This is a genomic window from uncultured Thiodictyon sp. (assembly GCF_903828115.1).
In the GTDB taxonomy this organism is placed as follows: Bacteria; Pseudomonadota; Gammaproteobacteria; order Chromatiales; family Chromatiaceae; genus Thiodictyon.
In genome coordinates, this window is record NZ_CAIKKU010000035.1 from 1 (window position 1) to 19,508 (window position 19,508).

Consider the following 19,508-nt stretch of genomic DNA (forward strand, 5'->3'; position numbering starts at 1 on the left):
ACGCCGCGAGTTCCGCGGTGTCTGCCTGTGGAGGGGAGGGCGCTGGCGCGGGCCGCAAGGTCCGCGTGAAACCGGCCCCCGTGAAGCAGGAAGTCAACTTTATTCATGTTTACGCATGAATTTGTAAGTTTGATAGAACGGATGGATACTACCGCTCGGGCAAGGGGTCCGGCGGCTCCGGATCGACCCGCAAGAAACTCGCAAAGCGCGGGATGCCCTCCCGGGTCCGCCCCCGGTACTTGAAGGTCACCAGACTCCCCAGCGGCGGCGGATCGCGTCGCACCGCGTCGGTGAAGCCGGTGCCGATGCGAAAGCGCCGACCCTCCCCGTCCTCCACCTCCAGCGCCCCCAGCATCCCCAGTAACCGGCCCTGGCCCGCGACCTGGCCGACGACGCGCGCCTCGGCGTCCTGGTAAGGCTTGAGCTTGAGCAGGTCCGGCGAGCGCGCCCCGCGGTACAATGAGCCGTCGCGATGGAGCATCAGCCCCTCACCGCCCGCCTGCACCACCCCTTCGAGCATCGCCATCAACGCCCCCTGGTCGGGGAGACGCACCTGCTCCAGCCCTTGGAGCCCCGGGTTGCCCGCCGCGGCGATGAGCCCCCGCAGCCGGGTGAGACGCTCTCCCAGGGGTGCGACCGACCCCGGCAGGTCGAACACCAGATAGCGGACCTCCCGCCAGGCCGCATCCACCGGCACCAGCCGCCGCACCGTCCCGGACAGGGCCTCGAAACGCCCCCGCCCCAGCCACAGCTCGCCGTCCAGGGGCTCGGGCGGAAAGCCCGCCGTAAACCAGGCGGGTGCCCGGATCTCATGGCCGCCGCGGCTGATGAGCCGGGTGCCGTCCCAATAGGCGCGCACCCCGTCGAGCTTCTCGCTGACCCAATAGTCGGACACGGCGATCCCGGGCCGGTAGACCTCGGCCAGCATCAGCGCCGGCGGCGTAACCCCGGCCGCGGCGCTCGCCGTCGGCAGCGGCACCGACGCGACCACACCGGCCCCAGGGTCCGGAGGCGGCGCCGCGCGCGCACCCGCATCGGCCACCGCCAGCGCGGGCTGGACGAGCAGCGCCGCCAACAGCGCCGGAATCGAGCACAAAGAAACGGGTGTCTGCACCGGGCGCATGGCCGCACTCCATCGGACGGTTGAACCTTGTCAAACCCTAGACCATCACCGGCGTCGAGACAAGCCGCCCGGCCACCGCGTCAGCCCAGGGCTTCCCGTGAAAGTCGCGCGGCGACGCTGTGGGAGCGGCTTCAGCCGCGACCAGGCGTCGCAAGCTGCCGCGGCGCAGCAGGTTGCTGCGACCTCTAAGCGCGGCTGCTGGCTGGTGTCCCTGCCATGGCCGCCCTCCTGGCCCCCCGGCCGCGACGGGTTACCGCAAGGGCGCGTGGCCGGAGCTATGATCAAGGCCCGTGAGAACCGCTTTTCTTTGGGCCACAGTTACCGCCAGGCCCGCGTCCGGTTACCATCCACGGCGGCGTGTGTCCGGCCTCCTGCCGGGATGACGCCGCCGCCCGCCGGGGCAACTTCACAGGTTAGGGACATGGCCGACAAATACGATCAGTACACGAAAGACGAACTGCTGCGCCTGCTGCGCGAGCGTGACCGCCGCCCTCGCTTCGGGCTCACCTGGGAACGCGACCTCATCGACCATGACCGCTCGGTCAACGGCGATTTCGTCGCCCTGGACCTGGTGCCCGAACTGTCACAGGGCCTCCCGCCCTTTGGCGATCTCATCATCGAGGGCGACAACTTCGACGCCCTGCGGGCGCTGCGCATGAGCCACGCCGGCCGCGTCAAGTGCATCTATATCGACCCGCCCTATAATACCGGCAACCGCGACTTCATCTACAACGACCGCTTCATCGACCGGGAGGACAGCTACCGGCACAGCAAGTGGCTGGAGTTCATGTATCGGCGGCTGGAGCTGGCGCGCGAGTTGTTGGCGGAGGATGGATTGATCTTCGTGTCGATCGACGACAACGAGGCGTTCCACCTGGGACTGCTGATGGAACAACTGTTCGGCGCCGACAATTTCATCGCCTGCTTCGTGTGGCGCAAGGTCGACAGCCCAAACGACAACAAGGTTCCGATCACGCCCGACCACGAGTTTATCCTGTGCTATGCGAGCAGCAAGAGCGCGGTCAAGCTGGCGCCCATGACGGCACCGGGAATTCTCGACGCCTATCCGCGGGTCGACGAGGGCGAGCGGCGCTATCGGGATCGACTGCTGAAAAAGAACGGCAAGAACAGCCTGCGCCGGGATCGGCCGACGATGTTCTTTCCCATGATGGACCCGGACGGCAACGACGTTTATCCGATTCATGACAATGGTGAAGAGGCGCGCTGGGCGATGGGCAAGGCGGGGGTCGAGAAGCACCGGGCGGCGGGCACCTTGATCTGGAAGCGGCGACCGAAGCATGGCGGCACCGGCTGGGAGCCTTATACGCGGGAATTTGCCCCCGATGAGCCGACACGCCCCTTTCCGACCATCTGGTCGGACCTGGCGACGATGCGCCAAGCCAAAGCGATGCTGCGCGATATCTTCGCTACGTCCGATTTATTCAGTACCCCGAAGCCCGTTGAACTCATTGCGCGTATTCTGGCACTGATCCATGACCCCCACGCCGTGGTCCTCGACTTCTTCGCCGGCTCCGGCACCACCGCCCAGGCCGTGCTCAAATTGAACGCCGAGGACGGCGGGCAGCGCCGGTTCATTCTGGTCTCCAACACCGAGGCGACCGCCGATGAACCGGACAAGAACCTGTGCCGCGACATCTGTGCCGAGCGGGTGCGGCGGGTCATGACCGGCTACGTCAACCGCAAGGGCGAACCGGTCCCCGGCCTGGGCGGCGGCTTCGCCTATCTGCGCACGCGCCGCATCCCGGCGGAGACACTCTTTCGCGCCGTGCAGCACGCCCAGGTATGGACCGCGCTCCAATTGATCCACGGCGACCTGCTGACCCCATTCGATCCGGGTCTGGAGGTCCAGGTACTCGTCAGCGGTGAGGCGAAGGTCATCTACCTGCCCAGGGTCAGCGAGACGGCGGTGGCAGCGGTCCGCAACGCACTGGCCGGTACCGCCCAGGTGGTCGTCTATTCCTGGCAGGCCCCGCTGCTCGCCCAGCGGATCGCCGATGCCCGGGTGAGCTTCGAGCCGATCCCGGAGTCGCTCGTCAGTCGCTTTGGCACGGGGACCGGCCGATGAATCACATTGCCGCCAAGCAGTATCAACGGGAGGCGGTCGAGACCGCACTGACGATCTTCCGTCATGCCGAGTCACAACTCCGGCAGGCCCCGGACGCACGCGAACGGCGCGTCGCGAGCGCCTACAACGGTTGTGTCCTGCTGGAGGCGCCGACCGGCTCGGGCAAGACCCTGATGGCCGGGATGATCGCCGAGGCTTTCAGCCGTGTCGACCAGGAGGGCAATGCCCGTATCCTCTGGTTCTGGTTCACGCCCTTCAAAGGCTTGGTGGATCAGGCGCGCGGCGCGCTGAAGCAGGCCTTTCCCGGGCTGCGGGTCCGCGACCTCCAGACCGACCGCGTCACCCGCAATGCCCGCAGCGGCGACCTCTTCGTGACGACCTGGGCAGCCGTGGCGGCCAACGACAAGGGCAGCCGACGGGCACGCCAGGACGGGGACAGCGCGCTGAGCCTGGATGAATTCATCGCGCAGTTGCGCGAGGACGGGTTCCGTATCGGCGCGGTGGTGGACGAGGCACACCATACCTTCTTCAAGGCGGGCGGCGAGTCCGTGAAGTTCTACCGCGAGGTCCTGCGCCCGGACTACACCCTGATGGTGACCGCCACCCCGAATGACCGGGACGTGGAGCTTTTCAAACGAGAAACCGGGATCGCGGAGATCCATCGCAATACGGTGAGCCGCCGCTCCGCGGTCGAGGCGGGACTGATCAAGGAGGGCGTGACCTCGGTCGCCTTTCTCGCGGGTCCCGACCAAGAGACCCTGGTCGATTTCGCGCAGACCGCACTGGGCGATGCTTGGGCGACGCACCAGCGCATCGGGCGGGACCTGCGGGCGGCGGGCATCGATCTGGTCCCCTTGATGCTGGTGCAGGTGGGCAATGACGACGAGGCCGTCGGCAAGGCCCGAACCCTGCTGACGGGCCTGGGAGTACCAGAGGACGCGATCGCCTCCTATACGGCAAAGGAGCCGAACAACGACCTGCTGGCCGTGGCCCTGGATGAACGCAAGGAGGTGCTGATCTTCAAGGTCGCCGTGGCGCTCGGTTTCGACGCCCCGCGCGCCTTCGTGCTCGCCTCCCTGCGCGGCGCAAAGGACACGGACTTCGGCATCCAGGTGGTGGGGCGCATCCTGCGGGTGCATCGCCTGCTGCAACCCGGCACCCTGGACCGGACCCTGCCGCCGGGCCTGCGCTACGGCTATGTCTTTCTGGCGGACGCGGACAACCAGGGCGGCCTGGTCGGGGCCGGGGAGCGCATCAATGCTATTCGCGATGAGTTGTCGAAGATCTGCCCGGCAACCATCATCGTGCGGGTCGGGGATGGTGCGCCCGAGGTCCAGGTGGCGGAGCACGGCCAAGCGAGCCTGTTCCGGCCCCTGGCCGATTCGACGGATTACGATCCCACCTTGGAATCGCCGGGCACCGGCTCCGCGCGAGCCCCAACCGATTTGCGGGATTCCGGTGAGACGGCCCCCCTTGCCTATCCCCTGCCGCCGATCATCGACCTGTTGGGCGATCCGCTGACCGGGACCCTGTTGCCGGAGCGCTCCGCCAGGGACCTGCCGGTCACGGCGGGACAGCCCATGCCGACGCCAGCAACCCCGCACCATCCATTGCGCGCCGATGCCGAGCGCGTACTCAAGACCGAGCGGCTGCCCATCGCCACCGCCGACCTGCTCCAGTGTCTCGCCGCCCACATCGGCTTCAACGATACGGTGATCAACGCCGGACTGCGGGTCAGCGTCACCCTCACCCGCAAGGCAGTGGGTATCTTCGACGGCGCCGAGGAGACCGGCCAGACGCAGGCCAGACTGGAGGACAAGGCCCTGGCTGACCAGGCACAGGGGCAGCTACTGCACTTCGGCTATCTGCACCCGCAAGACCTGTCCGAGGCCCTGCTCGCCCGGTTGAAGACTGAATTCCGACACCGCGGCTTTCCGGACGACCCGGCGACCCTGGATCGGGCCCTCAATCTGATCATGGCGACCCAACCCGCCTTGTTGCGGCACGCGGAAAAGGCGTGCGCCGGCCGTTTCAAAGAGGTGGTCGATACGGGGCAATGGCCCGCGACCATGGAAGCGCCTGCAGGCGCCGAGCGCTCCCGGCTCAACGTCTACGGCATCATGCCCGATGGTCTCAATACCCTGGAATTGGCCTTAGCCCGGCTGCTCGACGCCGATCCCGCCGCAGTCGTTGAATACTGGTATCGCAACGAACCACGCAAACCCTGGTCGGTCGGTATCGTGCGCCCCACCGGCTATCAGTTCTTTCCCGACTTCATTCTCAAGGTCAAGGGGCGCAGCAAAGGCGGTGGCCTCCTGTTGGTGGAGACCAAGGGCGACCACATCATGAACAGCCTGGAGACCATCGAGAAGATCACCGCGGAACATCAGGTCTACGGCCCTGTATTGATGCTGAAGCAAGACGCCAACGGGCGCTTCATGACGGTGCGCTGGTTCGAGAAGACCGGCCGTTGCGAGGAGGATCAGGTGTTCCGGGTGGAAAATCTGGCGGGGTATTGACGATGATCATGGGCAGCTTGAGCAACGGCCAGGTCTTGCTCCACCGCGTCGGCTTCGATCTGTATCCCAGCCCGCCTCCGAGCGGTGTCACGAGTCCCTACCTCCAAGGCTGAAGGCTTCGACGCCAGTAATGGGGACCTAAGCTACGGCTGACCGCGCCGCCCGACGCGCGGCCAGACGTCGGCCGGCGAGCACCAGGGGCCTGGCGGCGAACAGGCCGCCGGGCTCGGGCGCGGCGCTCAGGCTGTCGAGTTGGTTGCTGCCGAGGGCGCGGTTGCCGACGCAACTGCGGTAGGCCGGAGCGGACTCCGCGCCTGCCCGCTCGCGGCTGAGACCACCTGGGCCGACCACATGAAGTACCGGGGCGTCTCGCGCGACAATTTGTCGCATACCCATTCCACGCCGATTCCCAGACAATCCACCTCGCCTAACTGCCGATCGTCGGCGCCGACACCGGGTCGGCGGTTGGACCGACCAGTCCCCGCCCCCGGCGTGGGTCGGCGAACCTGATCGGTGGCGCCGCCAGGCGCTGCCCGCACCTTGGATCATCCAGGAATCTGACCGTATGCAGTCTCGTCTCAACCTCGTTACGGCATTCCTTGCCCTCTACGCGGCCTCCGGCCTGGCGGCGGAAGACACCGCCACCCTGCAGGAAGTCGTCGTCACGGCCCGCCCGGAGACCCTGCCCGGTGCCGGTGCCACGACACTGAATGCCGCCGCGATCACCCCCAAGCGCGCCCGCACCAGCGACACCGCCAGCCTGCTCGTGGACATCCCCGGCGTCAGCACCTATGGCGCCGGCGGGGTCTCCGGTCTGCCGGTCATTCGTGGTCTGGCAGATGATCGCCTGCGCACGAAGGTGGACGGCATGGACCTCATCGCCGCCTGCCCCAATCACATGAACTCACCGCTGTCCTCCATCGACCCGACGGCGGTGGACAGCATACAGGTCTATGCCGGCGTGACACCGGTAAGTGTGGGCGGTGACAGCATTGGCGGCAGTATCGTGGTGCAATCCGCATCCCCCGCCTTCGCGGACCCCGGCAAGCAGCTTGCGACGGGCAGCGCCGGCGCCTTTTACCGCAGTAACGGCGAAAGCTGGGGAGGCAACCTCTCCGGCAGCGTGGCCACCGACAACCTGAGTCTCAACTACACCGGCGCCTATGCCAAGTCCGACAACTACCTGGCCGGCGGAAATTTCAAAGACTATCGCTTCACCGGCCGGGTTGGGCACACCCTGCCGTTGGATCAGGTGGGCTCGACCGCCTTTGAGGCCATCAATCAGTCCGTCAAGTTCGCGTGGAAGAACGACCGCAATCTGGTCAACTTCACCTACGGCAATCAGCACATCCCCTATGAGAACTATCCGAATCAGCGGATGGACATGACGGATAACCTGAGCGACCAGTTCAACCTGGCCTATACCGGCGACCAGGGCTGGGGCACGTTGCAGGCACGGGTCTATTACGAGCACACCCAACATGAGATGGATTTCGGCGACGATAAGCGGTTTTGGTACGGCCCCGGACAGCCGCCGAGCGGCTCCGGGGGCGACACCGCGATCAACGGTATGCCCTGCTCGCCGATCTCCGGTGTCAAAGTCGTCAAGGGCATGATGGTGGGGTGTGCCGCGGGCATGCCGATGGACACGGACGGCAAGAACACCGGGCTCGCCGTCAGCGCCGCCATCTCACTGTCCCTGGAGCATCTCTTGCGCGTCGGCGCCGAGTACCAGAATTATCGCCTGGACGATTGGTGGAGCCCCTCCGGCGCCGGCATGTGGCCTTTCACCTTCTGGAACATCAATGATGGGCAGCGCAACCGCTTCGCCGTCTTTGGCGAGTGGGAGATTCGCCGGGAACGTTGGACCAACACCCTGGGCCTGCGCTTCGAGAACCTGGACATGAATGCAGGCCCGGTGCACGGCTACAACCTCGCGACCTACCCGACCAGCGGCAGCGGCGGGCTGGGCAACCAAACCCGTGATGCGGCACTCTTCAACGCCCAGTCCCGCCAGCAGACCGACAACAACTGGGACCTGTCCTGGCTCGCCCGTTTCACGCCGGACGCCAACCAGGCCTACGAGTTGGGGCTGGCGCAAAAGACCCGCTCGCCCAATCTTTATGAGCGCTATTCCTGGTCCACCTGGCAGATGGCGGCCTTCATGAACAACTTCGTCGGCGACGGCAACGGCTATGTCGGCAACCTTGACCTGCAACCGGAGGTCGCCGGCACCCTGAGCCTCACGGCTAACTGGCACGATGCCGGCGAAGCTATCTGGGACGTCAAGGTCACTCCTTACTACACCTACGTGCGGGACTACATCGACGCGATGCAATGGGACTCGACCACGAACGCCCCGCGCCGGGTACCCGTGGTCGATGACTTCACGGTGCTCAAGTATGTGAACCAATCCGCTCAACTCTATGGCCTTGACCTCTCCGCGCACTACCTGGTGGCGCGCGGCACCAGGGGCGGCGATTTCACGGCGCAACTCGTGGCGAGTTACACCAAAGGCGAAAACCTGGATACCGGCGACAATCTTTACAATATCATGCCATTGAACGCAAAGGTCTCGCTGATTCAGGTGTTCGGTTCCTGGCGCAACACCCTCGAGGGCGAGTTCGTCGACGCCAAGGACCATATTTCCCAGGTGCGCAATGAAATGCAGACCGCGGGCTATGGCCTTGTCCACCTGCGCAGCCGCTACGAGAAGAAGACCTGGAGCCTGGAAGTCGGCATCGCCAACCTGTTCGACCGCTCCTATGACCTGCCCTTGGGCGGGGCCTATGTTGGTCAGGGCACGACGATGACCATACCACCGGCGCCCAATCAGCCTCAGTGGGGCACCCCCGTCCCCGGACCGGGCCGCTCCATCTATGCCGGTGTGACCGTGACATTTTGAACCGCAGGGATCGCGCGACCGCTCACGACGCGGTCGGGCGTCGTTTGGATAGTTTTCGCTGGAGGGTACGGCGGTGCATTTTCAAAGCGCGGGCGGTCGCCGCGATGTTGCCGCCGTGTTCGGCCAGGATACGCCGGATGTACTCCCATTCCATGCTCCGTACGGTCATGTGTTGGTCAACGGGCAGTTGCGCCGCCTCGCTGCCGTCATCCACCAGGGCGCGAAGAATATCCGTCGTATTGGCTGGTTTGGCAAGGTAGTGAGCAGCACCAAGCTTCATTGCACTGACCACGGTGGGAATGCTGGCATAGCCGGTGAGAACAAGAATCCGGGCGCCCGGCGAGATCGCCAGCAAGGGTGCGATGAGGTTGATGCCGGACTCCCCGGCGAGATTGAGATCGAGGACGATGTACTCCGGATCCTGTTCCCGGCAGGCGACCAAGGCTGCCAAGGCCGTGCCGACCGCGCAGACCTGAAATCCGCGGCGGGCCAGGGAGCGCGCCAGCACCTCCCGATAGTGACCGTCGTCATCAACAATCAGCAAGGGTCGAGGGTCAGTCTCCACAGGTAACCTCCAGAGCACTTGCAAGGGGGAGGCGCAGCCTGGCCGCGGTGCCGGAGTCGCGCGGCGCGAAATCGAGGCTGCCCCGCCGGCGCTCGACGGCGGCCCTCCCTAAGAACAGACCAACCCCCATGCCATCAATCGAAGCGATGGGGCACCGCTGATTGAATGCCGCCATGGCCGCGGGCGACATGCCGTGCCCGTCGTCCGCCACGGTCAACTCCAGGCAGCCGCCGATTTCTTCTGCGGTGATCTGGATGCAGGTGGCCGTCGCCTTTACCGCGTTGTCGAGCAGGTTGGCAATCGCTCGTTCAATGGCGAAATCGGGAGTTACATAGCGGGTATGCAGACGCGGGCTGATAGCGATCCCGAGTGCGAGGTCCGGATTCAGACTTTGCCAGGTCGCAAGATTGCGGTGCAGCCATGCCGCGGCGGAACTGGTTTCACTCTGGTCACCACGCACATGCCCGGCCCGCGCCGCCAGTTGGCTCAGGGTCTGCTTACAGCGTTGGATCTGATCCTGCATCAACCGGACATCAGGGACCAGCGCCGACGGCAACCGACCGTCGTCCAGCAAGTCATCGGCCAGAATATTGAGGGTGGCGAGCGGCGTACTCAGCTCATGCACGGCCCCGGCCGCCTGGCTACCCAAAGAGATCAGCAAATCGTCACGCATGGCCTGTTCACGGGCCGCCACGATCGCACGCTCGCGCTGGCGAATACTCCTGGTCAGTTGCAGGATAAACCAGAGCAGTACCACGACCGATAGCGCGAATACCATCCACATGCCGAAGAGGTGCAGGTTGACGGCCGTTTGGGAATTGGTAATGATCAGCGGCACATAGACACGCCACAGAAATGAATAGAGCCCGATAGCGCAGACCCCGAGGAACCAGGCCTGACGTTCGGTGAGGACGATAGCGCCGATGGCGACCAGAGGCAGAAAGACCGTTATCAGGGGGTTGGTCGCCCCGCCCGAGAGGTAAATATAGGTACCCCAGGCCGCCAGCTCGAAGAGCAGCGCAACCAAGGGCGACCTCATCGGTGTAGCGTCGTCAGTACCCGGTGAAGACCTGGCCGCGACCGCCAACCCGAGGTTGACGCCGCCAACCACCATGGCACACACCAGAAGGCGTATCATCAACTCGGACGCACCGAAGAGATAGGGGCTGGCCAGGGCCGCCAGTACCATGACCAGCACCGACAACCAGCGCAGCCTCAGCAGGTGGGACTGGGTCGTTCCGATCAGTGAGTCGATCACCGGATAGTCCAGTTCCTCCCGCGCGCGAGCGCCTGCAGATGCCTCCGCCGGATGGATGCCGTTGCTGAGGTTCAGCGTCGGCATACGCTGGAGAGTCGGGATGACGCGGACGGTCAGCCATTGTATCATTGTGTTTTCAGGCTCAGCGCTGCGCGGGTTACACCATTTTTCACGGGAGGCGATTCCTTGGAATTTCTAAAGGCCAATCTGGACCTCGGGCTGATTGGGGTACTTGGGTTCATGAGCTTTCTGACGATCACCTTCACCGTCGAACGCTACCTCTATTTCGCACGAGTCGATCTGGGGTCCTTCGCACGGGCCGAGGACTTGGAGATCTCACTCACCCGCTACCTCACGGTGATCGCCAGCGTCGGGGCCAATGCACCCTATGTGGGGCTGCTCGGTACCGTGCTGGGCATTCTCATCACCTTCAACGACATCGGGCGGGGCGGCGTCATCGAGACCTCCGTCATCATGGTCGGACTGGCCCTGGCGCTCAAGGCTACCGCCTTCGGGCTGTTGGTCGCCATCCCTTCCATCGTTTTTTATAACGCACTGCTGAGGCGCGTGGACGTACTCAAGGCGCGCTGGGGCCAACGGGCGTGCGCGTGAGGGATCGGCGATGAGGCGCATGGACCAGATCAACGTCATCCCCTTCATCGACGTGATGCTGGTACTGCTGGCCATCGTGCTCACCACTGCCACCTTCATCGTCGAGGGACGCCTGCAGATCCGCCTGCCGGCGGCGCAGACCAAAGCCGCACCGCAGGAGATCAAGCCGGTAGAGATCGCGATCGACGCGGACGGCCGGATCTTCTGCGATGCGCAGAGCCTGGGCACCAGTGCGGCAGGGCTCGCCGCCCTGGAACCGCTGCTCAACGCCTTGGTGGCGGAAACCCCCATCGTACTGCGAGTGGATGCCCAAGCCCACTTCGGGCACTTCATCGGGGTCGTCGAACGTCTCAAGGCTCGGGAACTGGACCGCCTGACGATACTCACCCGCCGACCGTGACCCTGCCCCCGGTCTGTCGCATCTGCATCACCCTCGGGCTCTTGGTGTCGGCCTTGCTGCACGGACTGGCTGCAGTCCTGGCGCTGCGCTTGGGACTGCCCCCCGAGCCCCTTCCCGAGCGACCCCCGGCGATGATATCGCTGGATCTCGACCTGGCCATGTTCGCGTCCCCGGACAACGCCAGCGACGGTGGTCTTGCCGGGGAGTCCACGCCAAGGCCAGTCGACCCCGAGACAACCCCCGCCGCCGCGCCAGCCACCGCATCGCCAGGACCGCCCTGGCCGGAGCCCGACGAACCGCAATCCCTCACCCAGCCGGCCCCAGGACCCGGCGCGGAGCCCAGGTCGTCACCCAAGGTGACCCATGCGTCCCAACCCAAGAAAACGCGACTGATACCGTCCCAGGTCCAGAAGCCGAGACCCGAGCCGCGGCCCAAGCCTAATCCGGAACGGGCGTCCGAACCCAGGCGCCGGGTGCCGCCGACACCGACACCTCCCCGCGAGTCGGTACGGACCCCGAGTGACTTACGGCCAGCCGAACCCCGCCCCCTGGTCGAGAGAAAAGCGCCGACGGACAGACCCGGGGCCCCGCTGCGAACCGCTCCCGGTTCACCACGCGCCGAACGTTCCGTAACCGCCGACAGCGGGCCCTCGCCGGCCGCCCGGGCAAGTGCGGAGCGCACCTATCTGGCCGATCTTCGGCGTGCCATCGCCGGCCATCAACGATTTCCGGAGGAGGCGCGGCGCCGCCACGCGACCGGCGTTGCCACCGTCGCCTTCGTGGTCCAGGCGAATGGACAGATCGATCAGGTGAGAATAGGCCAGTCTTCCGGAGACCCGGCCCTGGATCAGGCGGCCATTCAGACCCTTTCCCGACTGGGGCGTTTCAGGCCCATCCCGTCGTCCATTGGCCGCAGTCGCTGGCCGATGCGGGTCCCCATTCGATTCAACTTGCGATAGGAAACGAATCGTTACGCGACCACACCACTGTTCACAGCGCCAGCGCCTGCGCCAGCGCGCGCCGGAAGAACTCGGGCTGGGCCAGGGCCGCCTGGTGGATCTCGGCGTTGTAGTACTGGGTCTCGAAGGGCTTGTCGCGCGCGTCGGCGGTGCGAAACGCCTCCAGGGAGGCGCCCTGGCGGGCCATGGTGGCGGTCATCCAGCCGGAGGGGTAGACGGTCTGGGGGAAGAACAGGCTGCACGTGGCGTCGAAGCCGGCGCGGCGCATGGCGGCGTGCATGTCGGTGAGGATCTGCATGTGGTACAGGGGCGACTCGCTCTGCTGGACCAGGATGCCGCCGGGGGCGAGCGCCCGGGCGCAGTCCTGGTAGAAGTCGCCGCTGAAGAGTCCGAGCGCGGGGCCCACGGGGTCGGTGCTGTCGACGATGATGAGATCCAGGCCGGCCGTCGGCGCCTCCTGAACCCAGCGGATGCCGTCGGCGAACAGGAGCCGGGCACGCGGGTCGCGGTTGGCATTGGTGAGTTCGGGGAAGAAGCACTCGGCGGCGCGGGTGACGCCCTCGTCGATGTCGATCTGGACCACGGACGCGACCCCGGGGTGCTTCAGGACCTCGCGCAGAGTTCCGCAGTCGCCGCCGCCGATGATGCAGACGCGCCGCGGGTCCGGGTGGGTGAAGAGCGCCGGGTGGGACATCATCTCGTGGTAGAGAAAATTCTCCCGGCTGGTAAGCATGACGAACCCGTCGATCACCATGAGGTTGCCGAACCCGGTGGTGGCGTAGACCTGGATCAACTGGTAGGGGGTCTGCTCCTCATGGAGCTTTTCGGTCACCTTGAGCGAAAAGGCGGAGCCCTCGTCCTCGACGATCTCGGTAAACCATTCGTTGGGTTCGAGCATGGCGCACTCCCTCGGAGTGAAACGGGTGGGTGAAGCGGGTGGGTGAAGCGGCTAAGTAACGAGTCAAGAACAAGTTGAACACAATCGTTGTCGTTGTCGTAATCGTAATCGGAGAAGCGATTCACTTTGGAGTGCGAGAAAATCCTGGGCGCTACGATAACCTCGATTACGACAACGACAACGACAACGACAACGGTGCTTCGCGGCACTAACGCGGGAAGCGGTCGTCCAGATTGGCCGGGCACAGGACCTCGCGCATGATGCCGATCAGGTCCAGCAGTTGGCCGTTGCGGATGCGGTAGAAGATGCGGTTGGCCTCCTTGCGAGCGACCACGATGTTCTTGTTGCGCAGTTGCTCCAGGTGCTGGGAGATGTTGCTCTGGGAGGTGCCGGTGCGCTCCACGATCTCGCCCACCGAGAGTTCTTTGTCCCCCAGCGAGCACAGGATCTTCCACCGCAGGGGGTGGGCCATGGCCTTGAGCGCATTGGCGGTGAGGTCGGTATGCGCATCTTGCGGCAGGTCGGGGTCGGGGTCGGTCTGGTCGTTGATCATGAGGCCTCCTGTGGCTGTTCGCGCTCACCGCGCTCTTGGATTGTCGCGGGGTCGGGGTCCGTCGCGACCCGGACATAGCCGGTCATATCCTTGGCGATGCAAATGATATCGCTGATCGCCCCGGCGCTGTCGGTGACCGCGGTGCGCGCGAACAGAATCGGCACCCGCCGCCCGTCGCGCGCGATGAAGCGCGCCTCGATCTTGCTGAGCGCTCCGGTGCGGATCAGGGCCTCGAGCCAGGTACCCCAGAAGGCCCCGGCCGCCTCGTCCCCGTCCTCTTCAAAGACGTCGCCGATACCCATCCCGATCAGGTCCGCGGAGGCATAGCCAAGCATCCGGCAGGCGGCCGGGTTGGTGAGTTTGATGGCGCCGCCGGGCTCCAGGACCAGGAGCGCCTCGCCCATGTAGGTAATGATGTTCTCCAGGTATTCCCGCGCCTGCGCCAGCTCCGCGGTACGCTCGGCGACCCGCTGCTCCAGCACCCGGTTGAGCGCGCGCTCCTTCTCGATCAGCCGGAAATAGGTGCTGATCTTGTTGATGAGGAGGCTGTCATCGATCGGTTTAAGGAGGTAGTCCACGGCCCCGACGGCGAATCCGCGCTGCTGGAACTCTTCCGACTTGAAGGCGGCGGTGAGGAAGATGATCGGGATGTCGCGCGTGCGCTTGCGCAGCTTCAGCAGCGTGGCGGTCTGAAAGCCGTCCATCTCCGGCATCTGCACGTCCAGGATGATGAGGTCGATGTCCGGGTGGCGGTGGGTGAGGTCGATTGCCTGTGCCCCGGAGGTGGCCTCGAGCACGAGCGCGTCCAGGTGCGCCGCAATCAGGGTGCGCAGCGTGAACAGGTTGTGCGCGTGATCATCGACGATCAGCAGCTTGAATCCGGCGTAACCGTTCATCCCAAGAAGATCATATGTCCGCAAATGAACGCAAATAAACGCAAATAATGGGTGTCACCCGCGATGACGTGCGCCGCTCAAGGAATTAACCGGAGTTAAGGTCTATTGGCGCCGCCCCGCCGCGCGTCACGCCAACTGCGCTCAGTGCGGGGACTGGTCGGAACCACCGCCGGGCGGCAACGCACGCAGGATCGCCCGGAGCCCGGCCGCCGCCACCGGTGTGGGCAGGAAGGCCAGCGCGCCGGCCGCGCGACACGCGTCGGCCTGGGCCGCGGCGAGGGCGTCCCCAATGACCGCGACGGCGATTGCCTGGGCTTGATTTTCCTTCAAAAGGCGGATGATCGTATCACAGGTTTCGCACGCCGACACTCGTGCGGCCAAAAGCACCAGCAGGCAACCCTGGGGCTCCTCCCGCAAGGTCTCCAAGGCCTCGTCCAGGTCCGCCGCGCTCTGCACCGCGAGCCCATAGGCGCTGATGAGCCCCGCCAAGTGGGCCAGGGTCGGGACGTCCCGGTCGATGATGAGGACCCACTGACCAGCCCGTGCCGCAGTCGGCGCGTTCGGCACCTCCTGGGCAGCGTCCGGGGGCGACGCCGCGGGTAAGCACGGCGCTGCCGCCGCGGCGGCACCCTCCTGCGCGGACAGGGGCAGCCGCAGGGTGAAGCAGGAACCGGCACCCGGGGCACTTCGCACCTCGATGCGAGCGCCCAGGAGCTTGGCCAGTTCACGGCTGATGGAGAGCCCGAGCCCGGTGCCGCCATAGCGGCGGCGGGTGGAGCCATCGGCCTGTTGGAAGGCTTCGAAGATGATCTCCTGCTTATCTTGCGCAATCCCGATCCCGGTGTCGGTGACGCTGATGGCGAGCGGGCGCGCCGGCTCTTCGCTCGCCGCCAGGCTCAAGGTCACGCTGCCCCGGTCGGTGAACTTGATCGCGTTGGCGAGGAAATTCTTGAGGATCTGCCGCAGCTTTTCCCGATCGGTGAAGATGCGCGCCGGGGCCGCGGGGTCGCAGTGCAGGTGCAGCGCGACTGGCTTGTCCCCGGTCAGCGGGGCGACCAGTTCCATGAGCTCGTCAAGCACCGCGGGCAGGTCCACCCAGGCCAGGCTGACCGGGACATGGCCGGCCTCGATCCGCGAGATGTCGAGGATATCGTCGATCAGGGTGCGCAGATCGGTCCCGGCCGCGTGGATCACCTGCGCCTGACGGCGCTGCGCCTCCGACAGGCCGCCGCCCGCGGCTGCCAGCATCTTGGACAGCAGCAGGATGGAGTTCAGCGGGGTGCGCAGTTCGTGGCTCACGTTGGCCAGGAACTCCGACTTGTAGCGGTTGGAGCGCTCCAGGGCCGCGGTGTGCTCGCGCCCGGCGCGCAGGTGTTCGGCATGGGTCTGCGACAGGGCGGTGAGTTGCTCGCCCAGTTCCCGGACCTCCCGGGGTCCCCGCCAGTGCAGGCGCAGGGGTAAACCGTCGCGCAGGATGCGCCCGACCCCGCCGGTCAAGGCCTGGCCGAAGCGCTCGAGTCGCCGGGCGATCCAGCGCGCCAGCACCAGGACCACCAGGACCAGGACGAAGATGATCGACAGCACCCGCACCATCAGGGCATTGCGGAAATTCTCGATCGGCGAGGGGTCCACCGCGCGCCCCACCCACAGGGGCTCACCGTCCTCGGTGGCGAACATGGGCACCCACAGGAACTGGCGGCCGCCCCCCTGCCACAGGGCCAGGGTGCGCTGGCTGAAGATCTCCGCAAGCCCCGGGAAGGCCGCAAAGGCCGCCGGCGCACCCCCGACCGGCTGGCCGGGACGCAGGTAGCTGCCGTCCTGATTGACCCACAGGGTATCGCGGTAGGCCTGGGCCAGGCCGCCCACGTCGATCCCCATGACCACCACCCCCTGCGGCTGACGCGCACCGCCGCCGATGGGGCTCACCAGGCTCAGGGTCATGAAACGGCGCGGGTCCTTGACCCCGGCCGCCGGGTCCACGCGGATGCGGCTCACCAGCACCGCCCCGGGCGCCAGGGCGAGTCCCGCGGTGACGAACTCATCGGTAGGCGCCTGGGACATATCGGGCGGCGGTTGCGGCGGCGGCTGCCACTCCAGGGTACGCGGGTCCCGGGCAAGCCAGAATCGCTCCTCCCCGTGGTCGTCGAGGAACAGGACCGCGATAATGTCGCGTTGGTCGCCCAGGATTTGATTGACCCAGCCGGTGTAGCGGGCGCGTGCCAGGTCGATTTGGTCCCGCTCCCCCTGGGCCCCCAGGATCAGCCCGGGCTCCGGCAGCTTCGCCAGCAGCCGGATCATCTCGTGACAACTCGCCAGGTGCTGGTCCAGGTCACGAAAGTCTGCCCGCAGATTCAGCAGGTAGGCACGCTGATAGAAGAGCGCGGTGCGCTCCAGCACCAGGGGCAGGTTGATGGCGACCGCCAGCAGCAGGGGCGTGAGCCCGAACACCAGCAGGAAGACCAGGATGAGGGCACGCAGCTTCACGGCGAGGAGACAGCCCGGTCGCGGAGCCGCCGCGCCGCGGACGCGCCGTGCGGTGTGGCCATTGGCTGTCGGTCACCCGTGCGACAGTGCGTCAAACAGACCGGCCCGTCGGCCGCCGTCCCGCGGATAGACCAAGGCGCAAGGCGGCAACCGCGGCGAGCAGTCCGCTCGCTCAAGAAGCCGACAGGGCCTGCACCAGGCCCAGAACCACCGCGGCATGGCCTTTCGGCTTGACGTCCGAGAGGGCGTGCCGGATCAGGCCCTGCTTATCGATGACGAAGGTGGAGCGCACGATGCCCATGCGCTTTTCGCCGTGGGCCTCCTTCTCCTGCCAGACGCCATAGGCCTCGCAGGCCTCACCGTCGGGGTCGGCGAGCAGGCGCAGGGTCAGTCCGTATTTGTCCCGAAAGGCCCCGTGGCTGATGCAGGTATCGCGGCTGATGCCCAGCACCTCGGTGTCCGCCGCCTCGAACTCCGGCTGCAGATCGCTGAAGTCCAGCGCCTCCATGGTGCAGCCCGGGGTATCGTCTTTGGGATAGAAATAGATCACCAGGTTACGCCTGCCGATCAGGGCCTCCAGGTTGACCCGCTCCATGTCCGCGTCGGGCAGTGAAAAGACGGGTGCCTTGTCGCCAGGCTCAAGCATAGGGTCTCACTCCGGTGGTGGGGGGGGCGCTCCCGGAATTTAGGCAGCCCCGGGGCCGTCGTCAACCGCAAGCGTGGCGTGGCCTTCCTGGACGGCCCCCGCAATCCCTGAGCGAACCGGGCACCAACGCGGGGCGGTGGCCGGACGTGCACGGCACATCGTTACCCCAGCCCCAACACGCCGGTGACCAGCCGCAGTCTGTCATTGCGGATTCGCAAGGTATCGCGGAGGGATACAATGTTAAAGTATTAGCGTATACTAAAGTACCGGATCATCCCTGTTCCGACAGAATCGGGCGCGCGCTGCATCAGGCTGGACGGCCGGATCGACGCCCCCTCGCGTCGTAATTTTCGCAACAGCAGTTCCCGGAGGCGAAACCATGAGCTTCGACGCACTAACCATGATCGGCATCTTCACCAGCATCCTGAGCGGCGGTTTCCTGATCGCCCTCGTTTCCCGCAACGACGCCTGTGAGTTGCGCGCAGGCCCAGTGTACGGCGGCGAAGGGCCGCTGACCGGCATCCCTGCAAGCCTGACTGAACCCTGAGCGCCCGGACCGCGATCAGGACCAGAACAGCGTACGGCCGCTGACCGGCCCCTCTTAACAACAAGTCAAAACGTCCGTCGCTCGCTGGTCTCTGCCGGGCGCCGCCGCCCGCGATGCAACGCCCGGCCGACGTGACGATTCACAGGCAGCAAGCCTTTAAGGCCGCAACAACAGTCGCATGTCTGTCGTCGCGGTCTTTTTTTTGGGACAGGCCCGTCGCCCCCGCACACCACTGATGGCCGCCGACTCGCGACTCAGTAGGTCAGGATCGGGGGCAGTGACTTGGCCTGTGAAATCCAGTTCTGGACCATGGACTGGGTCGGCGGCTTGGTGGTGAGCTTGTCGCGCTCGTTGGTCTCGTTGATCTTGGCGTAGAGGTGGTCGGCCCGGCGGCTGGCCAATTCCTTGACCGTATCCACCCCCGCGATCTCCAGCAGGTCCGAGTAGACACCCGAGATGCCGCGCACCCGCGCCAAGTCCGAGCGATTGGCCAGGTGGAGGATGTCCGCGTTCTCGCAGCCGCAGAAGCCGGCCAACTCCTTGCGCAGCGCGGGGGTGGCCGCGGCCCTGACCAACTGCTCGTTATCCCTGATGCCCCGTTCGTGCAGCTTGGCAACAACTTCGTCGATCGCGCCCTCGAGGTCTTTGATGGGGGTCGTCATGGGTGCTCTCCGGATGGGCAGGGTGGGACGGTGGAACCTGGGCGGTTCAACGCGGTCCCGAACGTCAATTCTCTAGCGCCATGATAGGCCAAGACCCCCGCCGGAAGCGAGAAGGCATCGCAAACGGCACGCCCGCGGCGACCGCGCAGCGGCGCCGCACGGCCACGGCGCGCCCCGGTCTTCCCGGGTCGGCGCACCCGGTGCGGACCTGGGTGCCGTCAGAACTGATGTGTTGACGCCGATCCCATAGGGTACGCATCGCGTGCCCACCGAGCCGCAGCAACCTCTGGGGCCAGGTACGCGATGCGCACCCTACAGCGACCGGATTTTTTCACGGACCGGGCGTCGTTGTCGTTGTCGTTGTCGTAATCGAACGATCCGATCACGAAAACGAC

The 19,508-nt window shown here is 65.8% G+C and carries 18 protein-coding genes; 8 read left to right on the top strand and 10 right to left on the bottom strand.

The features are described from left to right. Nucleotides 1–148 precede the first annotated feature (148 nt). Entirely contained in the window at nt 149–1,123 is a 975-nt protein-coding gene (locus QZY48_RS01175) for a DNA ligase (protein ID WP_295426617.1), read from the bottom strand. A 421-nt stretch (nt 1,124–1,544) separates the two neighbouring features. On the opposite strand from QZY48_RS01175, the gene QZY48_RS01180 reads away from it, so the two are divergent. Both QZY48_RS01180 and QZY48_RS01185 read left to right on the top strand, forming a co-directional pair. Then, nucleotides 1,545–3,209, top strand: coding sequence for a site-specific DNA-methyltransferase (locus QZY48_RS01180; RefSeq protein ID WP_295426619.1), 1,665 nt, complete (start codon nt 1,545–1,547; stop codon nt 3,207–3,209). Next, nucleotides 3,206–5,728 (top strand): DEAD/DEAH box helicase family protein, encoded by a 2,523-nt coding sequence (locus tag QZY48_RS01185; RefSeq protein WP_295426622.1) that lies wholly within the window; start codon nt 3,206–3,208, stop codon nt 5,726–5,728. Before QZY48_RS01180 ends, QZY48_RS01185 begins: the two co-directional genes overlap by 4 nt. 138 nt (nt 5,729–5,866) lie before the next feature. On the opposite strand, the gene QZY48_RS01190 is transcribed toward QZY48_RS01185, so the two are convergent. Then, nucleotides 5,867–6,118 (bottom strand): hypothetical protein, encoded by a 252-nt coding sequence (locus tag QZY48_RS01190; RefSeq protein WP_295426625.1) that lies wholly within the window; start codon nt 6,116–6,118, stop codon nt 5,867–5,869. Nucleotides 6,119–6,293: 175 nt separating this feature from the next. Between QZY48_RS01190 and QZY48_RS01195 the strand changes: the two genes are divergently transcribed. After that, entirely contained in the window at nt 6,294–8,633 is a 2,340-nt protein-coding gene (locus tag QZY48_RS01195; RefSeq protein ID WP_295426627.1) for a TonB-dependent receptor plug domain-containing protein, read from the top strand. 22 nt (nt 8,634–8,655) lie between these two features. On the opposite strand, the gene QZY48_RS01200 is transcribed toward QZY48_RS01195, so the two are convergent. Both QZY48_RS01200 and QZY48_RS01205 read right to left on the bottom strand, forming a co-directional pair. Then, entirely contained in the window at nt 8,656–9,177 is a 522-nt protein-coding gene (locus QZY48_RS01200; protein WP_295426629.1) for a response regulator, read from the bottom strand. Between the two features lie 10 nt (nt 9,178–9,187). Beyond that, a complete protein-coding gene (locus QZY48_RS01205; RefSeq protein WP_295426631.1) occupies nt 9,188–10,585 on the bottom strand; it encodes an ATP-binding protein in 1,398 nt (465 codons plus the stop codon). Nucleotides 10,586–10,642: 57 nt separating this feature from the next. On the opposite strand from QZY48_RS01205, the gene exbB reads away from it, so the two are divergent. The 3 genes from exbB (at nt 10,643) to QZY48_RS34540 (ending at nt 12,427) form a co-directional block, all read left to right on the top strand. Then, entirely contained in the window at nt 10,643–11,068 is a 426-nt protein-coding gene (gene exbB, locus QZY48_RS01210; RefSeq protein WP_295426633.1) for a TonB-system energizer ExbB, read from the top strand. A 10-nt stretch (nt 11,069–11,078) separates the two neighbouring features. Continuing rightward, a complete protein-coding gene (locus tag QZY48_RS01215; RefSeq protein WP_295426635.1) occupies nt 11,079–11,468 on the top strand; it encodes a biopolymer transporter ExbD in 390 nt (129 codons plus the stop codon). Nucleotides 11,469–11,626: 158 nt separating this feature from the next. Then, nucleotides 11,627–12,427 (top strand): energy transducer TonB, encoded by an 801-nt coding sequence (locus QZY48_RS34540; protein ID WP_366929620.1) that lies wholly within the window; start codon nt 11,627–11,629, stop codon nt 12,425–12,427. Between the two features lie 31 nt (nt 12,428–12,458). Here the strand turns inward: QZY48_RS34540 and speE are convergent, their stop codons facing one another. Next, on the bottom strand, nt 12,459–13,325 hold the full coding sequence (gene speE / locus QZY48_RS01220; RefSeq protein ID WP_295426637.1) for a polyamine aminopropyltransferase: 867 nt from the start codon (nt 13,323–13,325) through the stop codon (nt 12,459–12,461). 74 nt (nt 13,326–13,399) lie between these two features. Between speE and QZY48_RS01225 the strand changes: the two genes are divergently transcribed. Next, nucleotides 13,400–13,537, top strand: coding sequence for a hypothetical protein (locus QZY48_RS01225; RefSeq protein ID WP_295426640.1), 138 nt, complete (start codon nt 13,400–13,402; stop codon nt 13,535–13,537). On the opposite strand, the gene QZY48_RS01230 is transcribed toward QZY48_RS01225, so the two are convergent. From QZY48_RS01230 to QZY48_RS01245, 4 genes are all read right to left on the bottom strand, one after another. After that, a complete protein-coding gene (locus tag QZY48_RS01230) occupies nt 13,534–13,878 on the bottom strand; it encodes a metalloregulator ArsR/SmtB family transcription factor (protein WP_295426642.1) in 345 nt (114 codons plus the stop codon). The genes QZY48_RS01225 and QZY48_RS01230 overlap by 4 nt on opposite strands. After that, nucleotides 13,875–14,774, bottom strand: a complete 900-nt coding sequence (locus QZY48_RS01235) for a response regulator (RefSeq protein WP_295426645.1) — start codon at nt 14,772–14,774, stop codon at nt 13,875–13,877. The genes QZY48_RS01230 and QZY48_RS01235 overlap by 4 nt, the downstream gene beginning before the upstream one ends. A gap of 141 nt (nt 14,775–14,915) precedes the next feature. Then, on the bottom strand, nt 14,916–17,258 hold the full coding sequence (locus QZY48_RS01240) for an ATP-binding protein (protein WP_295426647.1): 2,343 nt from the start codon (nt 17,256–17,258) through the stop codon (nt 14,916–14,918). Nucleotides 17,259–17,430: 172 nt separating this feature from the next. Further along, complete coding sequence (locus QZY48_RS01245) at nt 17,431–17,904, bottom strand: peroxiredoxin (protein ID WP_295426650.1); 474 nt, start codon at nt 17,902–17,904, stop codon at nt 17,431–17,433. 379 nt (nt 17,905–18,283) lie between these two features. Here QZY48_RS01245 and QZY48_RS01250 point away from each other — a divergent pair, with 379 nt between their 5' ends. After that, nucleotides 18,284–18,451: a hypothetical protein gene (locus QZY48_RS01250; protein WP_295426652.1), complete on the top strand. Its 168-nt coding sequence runs from the start codon at nt 18,284–18,286 to the stop codon at nt 18,449–18,451. Between the two features lie 254 nt (nt 18,452–18,705). Here the strand turns inward: QZY48_RS01250 and QZY48_RS01255 are convergent, their stop codons facing one another. Then, nucleotides 18,706–19,113 carry a DUF4332 domain-containing protein gene (locus QZY48_RS01255; protein ID WP_295426654.1) on the bottom strand — a complete coding sequence of 136 codons (408 nt, stop codon included), beginning with the start codon at nt 19,111–19,113 and terminating at the stop codon, nt 18,706–18,708. Nucleotides 19,114–19,508 lie beyond the last annotated feature (395 nt).

Excerpts from the sequence above, each read along its gene's own strand:
- QZY48_RS01175 (WP_295426617.1), bottom strand. The coding sequence starts at position 1,123 with ATGCGCCCGGTGCAGACACCCGTTTCTTTGTGCTCGATTCCGGCGCTG.
- QZY48_RS01180 (WP_295426619.1), top strand. The coding sequence starts at position 1,545 with ATGGCCGACAAATACGATCAGTACACGAAAGACGAACTGCTGCGCCTG.
- QZY48_RS01185 (WP_295426622.1), top strand. The coding sequence starts at position 3,206 with ATGAATCACATTGCCGCCAAGCAGTATCAACGGGAGGCGGTCGAGACC.
- QZY48_RS01190 (WP_295426625.1), bottom strand. The coding sequence starts at position 6,118 with ATGCGACAAATTGTCGCGCGAGACGCCCCGGTACTTCATGTGGTCGGC.
- QZY48_RS01195 (WP_295426627.1), top strand. The coding sequence starts at position 6,294 with ATGCAGTCTCGTCTCAACCTCGTTACGGCATTCCTTGCCCTCTACGCG.
- QZY48_RS01205 (WP_295426631.1), bottom strand. The coding sequence starts at position 10,585 with ATGATACAATGGCTGACCGTCCGCGTCATCCCGACTCTCCAGCGTATG.
- QZY48_RS01215 (WP_295426635.1), top strand. The coding sequence starts at position 11,079 with ATGAGGCGCATGGACCAGATCAACGTCATCCCCTTCATCGACGTGATG.
- QZY48_RS34540 (WP_366929620.1), top strand. The coding sequence starts at position 11,627 with ATGTTCGCGTCCCCGGACAACGCCAGCGACGGTGGTCTTGCCGGGGAG.
- speE (WP_295426637.1), bottom strand. The coding sequence starts at position 13,325 with ATGCTCGAACCCAACGAATGGTTTACCGAGATCGTCGAGGACGAGGGC.
- QZY48_RS01230 (WP_295426642.1), bottom strand. The coding sequence starts at position 13,878 with ATGATCAACGACCAGACCGACCCCGACCCCGACCTGCCGCAAGATGCG.
- QZY48_RS01235 (WP_295426645.1), bottom strand. The coding sequence starts at position 14,774 with ATGAACGGTTACGCCGGATTCAAGCTGCTGATCGTCGATGATCACGCG.
- QZY48_RS01245 (WP_295426650.1), bottom strand. The coding sequence starts at position 17,904 with ATGCTTGAGCCTGGCGACAAGGCACCCGTCTTTTCACTGCCCGACGCG.
- QZY48_RS01250 (WP_295426652.1), top strand. The coding sequence starts at position 18,284 with ATGAGCTTCGACGCACTAACCATGATCGGCATCTTCACCAGCATCCTG.
- QZY48_RS01255 (WP_295426654.1), bottom strand. The coding sequence starts at position 19,113 with ATGACGACCCCCATCAAAGACCTCGAGGGCGCGATCGACGAAGTTGTT.